We start from the raw sequence: 9305 nt of genomic DNA, 5'->3' as shown, positions 1-9305 counted from the left end.
CAATGAAAAACCGACTGAAAGAACTTCGACAACTGCATCAATGGTCACAAGCTGACCTAGCCAGAGAATTAGGAGTCAGTCGTCAGGCGGTCAATGGTTTTGAATCTGGCAAGTTTGACCCCAGCCTAGACATGGCTTTCAAAATTGCCAACCTGTTTAATGTCGCAATTGAACACGTTTTCGTTTATCAGGAAAAGAACTCTATGCAGACATTAGTTGAGCGATTTACCAATTTTCTTGGCTTCAAGTTTGGATTTGAACGGTTTACTGAAAAAGCAATCAATGCAATCAAGTTTGCATGCCATGAGGCTTCACACTCACAGAACCTGCAAGTTGAGCCAGAACATCTACTGGCTGGCTTGCTAGCTGATCCAACGACAACCTCTTCATAGTTACTTCGAGCCAATGGGGTAACACTGGACATCGAAACCAATGAGCATTCCTTTAAATCTCGTGGAAATGAAAAACTCAGCCCGAAGAGCGAATTTGTCATGGAGCTTGCTTTGCAGATTGTTCGGATGCAAGATAAGAAATCAATTGGAACGGAACATTTGTTGTGGGGATTAATCCGCCTTGCTGAAACAGATAAAACCGCTTTGAGTGAATTGTTTCAACGATACGGAATTGATCTCGAAGCCCTAAACAAACAACTAGCAGAGACAATCTAAATCCAGACTGAGAACCAACTAATACTACCTACCAGATTCCGGAGTCTTGGTAGGTATTTTTTGTTATTCACCCTACCAGTAATCCTCAAATTGCCGCCACCCCTGATGTCTTAAGCAGCATAACGTTGCCCATCACCCGCCGCTAGTAGCATCAAAATTCTAACAGATTAACTTTATACGGTCGGGTGCATGGACGTTGTTGTGCCGTGATCGCTACATCATAGTTCAATCTGTCGTTACCCTTCATCTGTTGATGAGAAGTCAAAAATCGTATGCTCTTCAGTCAAAAAAGCACAGGATAGAGACCGCTGACGATAGCAGTATCCCTATAGTTCAACGAAGTTGCTCAGACTCGCACTAAAATTTGCCCTACTTTTGGCTTCGGTTCTGGTAAATCGACTAATTTAAGCCCGTCAATCCCCGCAGATGTTTGAATCTGATATGCGATCAGCATGAGCGCCTATGACTGTGCAAACAGGGATTCATAGCCTGTATAGGGTTTGAGTGGCAGGATCTCACAGGCGAGAATGCCTTCTTTCACCAGCGGTAATTTCTGTACCTCATGCGTGACAGATTCCACGCTCTCACCTTCCCAAAGCATCACAGCGCCACTCATGTCAGCAATGTAATGCATCTGGCGAATCTGTTCTGAAGCATAAAACTGCCATGCTTGCGCCGCTTCTGCACTCACAAAAGGTAAAACTTGCTCAACAGGGATACCTAGCTTGACACGAGCAATAACTAAAATCTGCATATCCTTTGCCCTCTGTTTCTTTCCCCTACGTTGTCAGTATGATTTTCGCCCCCGCTCCTTGATGTGCCTGTGTGATTGCCTCAGCCGCTTGCTCTAGGGGCATTGTTTTCACCATCAAATCTTTGAAAATCCCGTCTTGATGCCAACTCAAAATTTCTGTTAACCCCTGACAAACTAAATCCAAATGGTGAACTGTGTAGTAAGCAAAATCAGTGCCCACGATCGCAAAATTGCCAGCCAACACCCGAATCATACTCAATTCAGGAACAATCCCACTCGCCATCCCAATCGGTAGTAATCGTCCTTCTGTCGCCATTGATTGCACAGTGGCTTCAAACAAATCACCCCCCACAGTTTCAAATGCAACATTGATACCTTTCCCTTGCGTCAGTTCTTTGATACGAGAGACGACATCTTCCTGCTTGTAGTCGATCGCTTCATCCGCGCCCAACTCACGAACACGCTGCACTTTCTCCGCGCCACCCGTCACAGCAATCACCCTTGCCCCTAGATGTTTACCAACTTGTATGGCTGCCGATCCAGTTGCTCCGGTTGCTCCAGTAACAAGTAACGTCTCACCCACTTGCACACGAGCGCGATGCTTAAGGGCAATGTAGGCAGTACCGTACATAACGGGAATTGCGGCGGCGATCGCAAAGTCGATGCTATCAGGAATCGGCACAACGTTTTGGGCAGGAACGAGAATTTGTTCAGCAAATGCTCCAAAATTGGCTGTTCCCCCGCTTAAGTAGGGCAGCGTAATCAGCACTCGTGTTCTAGGCTGCAAGTGAGTGTGAGCGCCTACCGCAGTAATCTCACCTGCGGCTTCAAATCCTGGCGTGAAGGGTAATGCAGGAGGGATTTGAAACACGCCATTGACTACATACCAATCCGCTGGATTGACACCAGCCGCCCTGACTCGAACCACGACTTGATTGGTCTTCGGTTGAGCAGAAGCAACTTCTTGTAGTTGAATCGCAGTTGAATCGGCAAATTGATGAACTTGTATAGCTTTCATAGGACGGTTCTGTTTCTTATGGATTCAGGCTATACAAGATTGCCTGAGTGATTAACAGAATAGAAGTAATCCCGATCGCCTGTCTTACACAAACTTGCTCGTTTTATCCATTCTTGCCATTTATTTCTTTGGGAGTCCGACCTGTCAAACGCTTAAAGTGCCGATTTAGATGTCCCTGATGGGCAAATCCACACGCCAAAGCAATCTCCGCAAAACTCAACTCTCCCTTTCGTAATAGTTGAGTTGCCCGTTCGACACGTTGCTGAATCACATACTGATGGGGAGTAATCCCTAAAGACTGCTTGAATAGCCGACTGAAATAAAACTGGCTCATCCCAACCTGCTGTGCCAACTCTTTTAGCTCCAAGCCAGAGTCAAGATGAACTGCAATATAATCAATGATTTGATTCAACTTATGCCGGGGCAACCCATCCGCATAGGTGGCAATTTTGACTTTTTGAGCACCATATTTCCGCAGCAGGTGCGTCACCAGCGTGGTCTTAAGCTGATCGACAAACAGATCTGGCTTAATGCCAGCCGTGATTAATTCTTGTTTAAGCGTAAACAAAATTCCCTGAATCAATGGATCTTGAAGGGTGGCAAAGTGAGGGATCAGTTCAATGCGATCGGGATTCACCAGTTCTTGTCCAACCTGAACAAACACATGAGGATCGATGCCGAGAAACATGAACTCGATATCTTGCTGCCAATCACAACGATGCAGTGCCCCTGCTGGCAGAATAAAAGCATTATTTTGACCCACTAAATGACGTTGAAACTGACCGTTGATTGACTGATTGATCGGCGTATCAGATGTAATCATTGTCAAAATGTGCATTTGATGAAGATGTTCGCCCGTATCGTGTGTTGGCTGTTGCTGAACTTCAAAGTGCAAATCTGTCCACTGAGCAGGGCTAGAAAAAGATGCCGATTTTGGCAAGACTAATTTTGAGGCTTCTGGTTGGTCACCATAGTCAAGTACAGGAATTTTTTGAGGATGTTTTGACTGTTCCGCTGTCATGCTGAGCGATTTAAGTTAAGAACTGACTTAAAAAATTATCAATGCTGTTCGGTTAGAAATCAATTTGGGCGACCTACTCTGCAGTCTAATTCAAAAGAAAAACACCTCGAATGCTGAGCGATCAATTTCAAGTGCGTATTTTCACCAATAACCTAAGCGGCACAACGTTCCCCTTCAGCGGCAGCAAGTAACCTTAAACTCACCACCAAGATCTCCATTCCGTCCGCTGCAAGGGGGTTGTTATGCGGCGGTTTACCTTGTCTTTTCAAGTCGTAAACACAACTTCGTGTAAGGTCTTCTGATACTCGTTATTTGCTAGATCAAGCATCTCACCAAAGAGAGGTGAAAAGGGACGGTTGGTATCCATTGCTGTGTATTCTTCCAGCGATCGCCAATGCCCAAAATTAATACAACGCCAACCATCTAAACTACGATGAGCATGAGTCGAAATCAACCCTGCTTGCCCTGACACCCTTACTAGCGCCTCACGAAATAACTCTATGAATCGAGCTTGATTTTCGGGTTGCTTCATCTTAAAAGATGCCGAAATTGATTAGTCCATTCATACCTGACGAAAGCTGCAATGCACTATCTTCTGGCTCTTCAGCAAAGATTTCAAACAGATGAACATCAGGAACAGCAAAATCTGTGAAGGGTTGAGTAGCTACATAAGATTCTTGATTCGCCCATTGTGTATAGCTTGTTACTCTTAACCCATCGCGGCTACGAAGCACTGTGCCAGACACAACTCCTGTATTGTGCTTAAGAACAGACTCAATGTTTTGAATAACCTTTTCGACTAAGTTTGCTTGATTGTCAGGCTCAACTGGAAAGATAGCAAACTCAGCCAATAAGCCATTAGCTTTACTCACGAGAGGCATCTTAGACCTCCAAGGCTGCTGTTTTCATGAAGCATTCTGACACAAAAATCAATAACACTCAACGATGTCTCAACCAGCAATTTGAGCCGCCTAACGTTGCTGTTCAGCGGCGGCACAAGTTTTCGAGCTATTACCAGAGTGTTGATACCGTCCGTTGCAACAGCGTTGTTGTGCTGCGCTATGCTGAGACCATTTCAGGCTTCAAGTCAGGTGATGCTGGCTCAAAATGTAACACCATGATTTGCTCTGGACGCAACCCGATGGACTCAAACGTTCGACCATCACGATCGCTAAATTCAACCTCAAACGCTGCCCCATCAGCCAGCAGTTCAACTATGGTTCCGACTTGCCCGCACCACAGGTTGTATTCGGGTAAATCAACTGTTAAAGCTACGACATCTAGCAATTTAGCTGTATTCTTCGTCACTTGTATCACCTCCAAATACTACAGGAGATAGCAGGTTGTTAATCTTGGAATCTTCGAGCCATGCTCGATAATCCAACCACTACGAAGAGTTGCACTTCTATTTTGCCATGCAATCGTGAAGTCAAGAGTGTAGCGTTGTCCAAACTCATCTTGTCGCCCCAAACGAGCTTCATGAATTGTGACAATTTCTAGTAAAATTTGGCGTAACTCTTCAGCATTGCCAGCCGTCATGCCAAGAATTGATAAAAAGAGCCGAGCTTTATGCTTTCCGTCATCATGCTCTGAATTTAGGCAGTAGTCACGTAGTTTGCGAACATCGACGACTGCATTTTCTGCGTTCGGAATCAACATATACAAGGCGGTACAGAAAGTCTTCTTAATCTCCGGTCATTTTGCTTGCTCTACCATGAATCCGCAGGAAAGTCATTATCTTCGTCAGCCATTCTTTCTTTGAAGACTCTGGCTTTGGAGCAGACATATACAATTATGGTGACCAAGCCAACCAAATAAAAGGCATCAACTACAAAATTGGTATTACTACTTGAATACACAAAAAGGAAGAATTTGAAGCCACTTGAGAATACTAATGTCACAGGAGGCTATAGAAAAATATAGTTACCTGCTGCCGTGCTGAAGCTTATTGTTGATAGCGCAAAAACCACTGCCAACAAGAGGAAACCACATCTCTTGCCGGTGAGTACAAGAATTCCTGCAGCTAGCAATAAAATCCTGAACGCAGGGCTCCATGGAAAAGGCAGGACTGATACACCACTAATAGCCCGAAAGATTTGATAGGCTGCTAACATCCTAAAAAATACCATGTCCTTACATTACCGAGATTCCTGGTTCTTGAACAGCTTTTCGCCAAAATGAGAATTGCTGTGTCCTTACAGGGTGCTTCCAAGTAGCATATATGGTACAACTCAGAATTAGACGGATTTTGCTCATTCTATTCTGTCTATCTCCTCCAAAATGGGGTGTTAGACAGATAGAGATCTGCCTAACACCCTAAATCAGAACGTTATCCAGATTCTATTCTGTCTAATCCCCTATTTTGGGATGTTATACGGAGCTTTGTCTATACAACATCCCTGTGCAGCCTTGTATGCAGCAAACGATTCGTGCAATCGCGATGGATTACACCCAACCGATTAAGCCGCCTCCACTTGCGCTTTCTTCTTCGACCCGCCCACTTTCGACTTCGACAGGTTTCGCGCTACCTCGCTCTTGCGTGCGCCACCTGCCATTACATATTCCTCGCTGTCTTTGCCATACAGCGCACCTACGCCTAAGAGCATTCGCTCACTGAGATCTTTTAATGCTTTCTCAGAAGCATCTACCGCGATCGCAAGTTGCTCTATGGCAGAAAGGGTACGGTTGTAATCATCTAATTGGGTTTTGTGCAGCGCGATCGCACGCCCATACTCTTCTAAGGTCAACCCTCTACCGAGATGCAGTGCGGGGTCAATCGATTGTAAGCTTACGGCGCGTTGTTGGGCGCGTTCGAGCGTTTGAGAATTGCGTTTTTGACGAGGCATCGGAGTATTTTGTTTTGTAACGTTTGCTATTTCACTCTAGTGTGCCGAATCTAATGACACCCTGAGAAAATCTAATGAATCTGGCATGAAGTTTAACTAAAGTTGGCGGCGGTTGAGACCGTATACGGAGACGAATCTCGTAATTTCAACCGAGTTGTGCTTTGCCCTAACCAAGTGACGCTTTCGGTCAACTGAGTTATGCTTCAGCAGTTCTGAGTTTCGCTTTCGGTTAATCGAGTTGTGCTTTGCCCTAACCGAGTGACGCTTTCGGTCAACTGAGTTATGCTTCAGCAGTTCTGAGTTTCGCTTTCGGTTAACCGAGTTGTGCTTTGCCCTAACCAAGTGACGCTTTCGGTCAACTGAGTTGTGCCTCGGCAGTCCTGAGTTAGGGTTTCGGTTAATCGAGTTGTGCCTCGGCAGTCCTGAGTTAGGTTTCCGTGCCCATCGGCAAATGTTCTTAACAAAGAATTGACTCTCTCATCTCTGAATCATGGGAGGTGAGGGTTTATCATTTTGCCTAACAGAGTTTGCGATCGCACTATGAATGCTTTTCGAGTTGGAGTTGCAGGTCCAGTCGGTTCGGGCAAAACCGCACTAGTCGATGCGTTGTGTAAGGCGCTGCGATCGCGCTACAGCATTGCCGTCGTCACCAACGATATTTATACCCAAGAAGACGCACAATATTTGGTGCGATCGCAGGCCTTAGAGCGCGATCGCATCATGGGCGTAGAAACGGGCGGTTGCCCTCATACGGCAATTCGGGAAGACGCCTCGATGAATTTAGCCGCGATCGACGAATTAGAACAGCGCTTTCAAAACCTCAACCTAATTCTGGTAGAAAGCGGCGGCGACAATTTAGCCGCAACCTTTAGCCCAGAACTTGTGGATCTCAACATTTATGTGATCGATGTGGCAGGCGGCGATAAGATCCCGCGTAAAGGGGGACCAGGCATCACAAAATCTGATTTATTAGTCATCAATAAAACAGATCTTGCGCCCTATGTTGGAGCCGATTTAGCGATCATGCAGCGCGATGCTAAAACCATGCGAGGCACCAAACCGTTCGTGTTTACAAACCTCAAAACTCAGGACGGGCTTAGTACAATTATTCACTTCTTGGAAACCCACATAGGGCTGATTTTAGACCCAAAACGGACGCAATAGCCTTAGATTGTAGCCACTGATACAATTGTTTGCTTCAGCGAGGTCTTAATATCTCAGAGTTATCACCGAGTCTAGATGAGCCACCCATCAAGCTAGTCTGGCAACCTTTGAAAGGCAGGATTCAGAGATGGCTTAACGATTTGGGTGGGGTTAAACGCAGTATTTCCGTGGAGAGCAACATTTCGATATGACAAAACCATTTGGTCGGCGCGAATTTATGATCTTAGGCTCCACCGCCGCCGGGAGCATTCTATTAAAAGCCTGTGGCAGCAACCCGTCTACACCAACAGGGACAAGTGCTTCGCCCGTTGCATCTACGGCTGCCTCCACCACCGCAGCGGGAAACACCGTCAAGGTTGGCATTCTCCACTCGTTGAGCGGCACAATGGCGATCAGTGAAAAGAGTGTTGTGGATGCTGAAAACCTGGCGATCGAGGAAATCAACAAAGCCGGCGGGGTTCTCGGTAAGCAGATCGAAGCCGTGATTGAAGATGGCAACTCTGATTGGCCAACCTTTGCTGAAAAATCGAAAAAGCTGATCGATCAAGATAAAGTTGCCACCGTGTTTGGCTGCTGGACATCAGCAAGCCGCAAAGCCGTTTTACCTGTGTTTGAGTCAAAGAAAAGCCTGCTGTGGTATCCGGTGCAGTACGAAGGGCAGGAATGCTCGAACAACGTCTTCTACACGGGGGCGGCTCCAAACCAGCAAATTGAGCCGTCTGTAGATTGGCTCCTAGAAAACAAAGGCAAAGAGTTTTTCCTCGTCGGCTCAGATTACGTCTTTCCGCGCACTGCCAACACGATCATCAAAGCGCAACTAGATGCCAAGGGCGGTAAAACGGTCGGAGAAGATTATGTGCCGTTAGGTAGCACTGAAGTCAAATCGGTGATTCAAAAAATCAGGCAAGCCTTGCCCAACGGCGGCGTGATTTACAACAGCTTGAATGGAGATAGCAACGTTGCCTTCTTTAAAGAGTTGCAAGCCTCTGGGTTAGAGCCGGATAAATATCCGTCGATGTCGGTCAGTATTGCCGAAGAAGAAGTGAAAGCGATCGGTGTTGATTATCTCAAGGGTCACTATGCGGCGTGGAACTACTTCCAAACTGTAAATTCGCCGGCTAGTACTAAGTTTGTAGAGGCGTTTAAGGCGAAATATGGCAGCGATCGCGTGGTCAATGACCCGATGGAAGCGGCCTACATTATGGTCTATCTGTGGAAGCAATCGGTTGAGAAGGCAGGCACGTTCGAGGATCTCGACAAGGTAAAAGCCGCTGCCTATGGTCAAACCTTTGATGCTCCCGAAGGGCGGGTGACGATGAATCCTAACCATCACCTTTCCAAGTTTGTCCGTATTGGTGAGGTAGGCGAAGATTCGCTGTTTAAGATTGTCTACGAATCGACGGAAGCCGTGCAGCCTGTGCCGTGGAATCAGTACGTAGCAGATACGAAGGGACTTGGGTGTGACTGGTCTGATCCGGCGAAGGGCGGGAAGTACAAAACGACTTAACCCGGCAGGAGGGATGAAAAACTGGTGGTCTGTCAAGGTTGAAATGATGGACTGGGAATCGATGAGTGGATGAGTGGATGGGTGGATGGGTCATCTCTCTCTACCCCTTCACCCCTCTACCCCCTCAACTCAAAGTTGACAATCTACTAGGGCTGAGGATCGGACAAGCGGTGGCGCGGGTAGAGTATGCCGCCCATTTTTCCGAGGCAAAGGTTTTCATCCCTCCTGCGTTTTATTTGAGGTCTGATCCCCCCTAAAGATTGCCCTTCTCTGAACGTTACGCCCCCATTCTCTTTTCCATTCCACAGTCCTCGTCCCTCTAAGAGA

General features: G+C 46.5%; 14 protein-coding genes. 5 read left to right on the top strand and 9 right to left on the bottom strand.

From position 1 onward, the window contains the following. Together GS601_RS23355 and GS601_RS23350 are read left to right on the top strand one after the other, a co-directional pair. Positions 1–392 (top strand): helix-turn-helix transcriptional regulator (locus GS601_RS23355; protein WP_238393381.1); only part of this gene is annotated, 392 nt, incomplete at its 5' end. Positions 393–491: 99 nt separating this feature from the next. Beyond that, positions 492–668 carry a Clp protease N-terminal domain-containing protein gene (locus GS601_RS23350; protein ID WP_238393380.1) on the top strand — a complete coding sequence of 59 codons (177 nt, stop codon included), beginning with the start codon at positions 492–494 and terminating at the stop codon, positions 666–668. A 460-nt stretch (positions 669–1128) separates the two neighbouring features. Here GS601_RS23350 and GS601_RS19385 read toward each other — a convergent pair whose 3' ends face one another. The 9 genes from GS601_RS19385 to GS601_RS19345 form a co-directional block, all read right to left on the bottom strand. Further along, entirely contained in the window at positions 1129–1422 is a 294-nt protein-coding gene (locus GS601_RS19385; RefSeq protein WP_162424940.1) for a hypothetical protein, read from the bottom strand. A gap of 25 nt (positions 1423–1447) precedes the next feature. Then, positions 1448–2440, bottom strand: coding sequence for an NADPH:quinone oxidoreductase family protein (locus GS601_RS19380; RefSeq protein ID WP_162424939.1), 993 nt, complete (start codon positions 2438–2440; stop codon positions 1448–1450). Positions 2441–2543: 103 nt separating this feature from the next. Then, positions 2544–3461: a helix-turn-helix transcriptional regulator gene (locus tag GS601_RS19375; RefSeq protein ID WP_162424938.1), complete on the bottom strand. Its 918-nt coding sequence runs from the start codon at positions 3459–3461 to the stop codon at positions 2544–2546. Between the two features lie 265 nt (positions 3462–3726). Further along, entirely contained in the window at positions 3727–3993 is a 267-nt protein-coding gene (locus GS601_RS19370; RefSeq protein ID WP_162424937.1) for an antibiotic biosynthesis monooxygenase family protein, read from the bottom strand. A 1-nt stretch (position 3994) separates the two neighbouring features. Continuing rightward, positions 3995–4342 (bottom strand): hypothetical protein, encoded by a 348-nt coding sequence (locus tag GS601_RS19365; RefSeq protein WP_238393379.1) that lies wholly within the window; start codon positions 4340–4342, stop codon positions 3995–3997. 178 nt (positions 4343–4520) lie between these two features. Further along, positions 4521–4769: a DUF4926 domain-containing protein gene (locus tag GS601_RS19360; protein ID WP_162424935.1), complete on the bottom strand. Its 249-nt coding sequence runs from the start codon at positions 4767–4769 to the stop codon at positions 4521–4523. Between the two features lie 18 nt (positions 4770–4787). Further along, a complete protein-coding gene (locus GS601_RS19355; protein ID WP_162424934.1) occupies positions 4788–5120 on the bottom strand; it encodes a DUF6883 domain-containing protein in 333 nt (110 codons plus the stop codon). Positions 5121–5920: 800 nt separating this feature from the next. Beyond that, positions 5921–6307 carry a hypothetical protein gene (locus GS601_RS19350; protein ID WP_162424933.1) on the bottom strand — a complete coding sequence of 129 codons (387 nt, stop codon included), beginning with the start codon at positions 6305–6307 and terminating at the stop codon, positions 5921–5923. A 287-nt stretch (positions 6308–6594) separates the two neighbouring features. Further along, a complete protein-coding gene (locus GS601_RS19345; RefSeq protein ID WP_162424932.1) occupies positions 6595–6771 on the bottom strand; it encodes a hypothetical protein in 177 nt (58 codons plus the stop codon). A 76-nt stretch (positions 6772–6847) separates the two neighbouring features. Here GS601_RS19345 and ureG point away from each other — a divergent pair, with 76 nt between their 5' ends. From ureG to GS601_RS19330, 3 genes are all read left to right on the top strand, one after another. Further along, the gene (gene ureG, locus GS601_RS19340) at positions 6848–7471 is read left to right on the top strand and encodes an urease accessory protein UreG (RefSeq protein WP_162424945.1); all 624 of its coding nucleotides are present in this window, start codon (positions 6848–6850) and stop codon (positions 7469–7471) included. 187 nt (positions 7472–7658) lie between these two features. Next, positions 7659–8978, top strand: coding sequence for an urea ABC transporter substrate-binding protein (gene urtA, locus GS601_RS19335; RefSeq protein ID WP_162424931.1), 1320 nt, complete (start codon positions 7659–7661; stop codon positions 8976–8978). Between the two features lie 77 nt (positions 8979–9055). After that, a complete protein-coding gene (locus GS601_RS19330) occupies positions 9056–9235 on the top strand; it encodes a hypothetical protein (RefSeq protein ID WP_238393378.1) in 180 nt (59 codons plus the stop codon). Positions 9236–9305 lie beyond the last annotated feature (70 nt).

Origin of the sequence: Myxacorys almedinensis A (genome assembly GCF_010091945.1) — a bacterium.
Taxonomy (GTDB): Bacteria; Cyanobacteriota; Cyanobacteriia; order Leptolyngbyales; family Leptolyngbyaceae; genus Myxacorys; species Myxacorys almedinensis.
The sequence above is the reverse complement of the archived record's forward strand: the minus strand, read 5'-3'. Positions and strand labels throughout refer to the sequence as shown.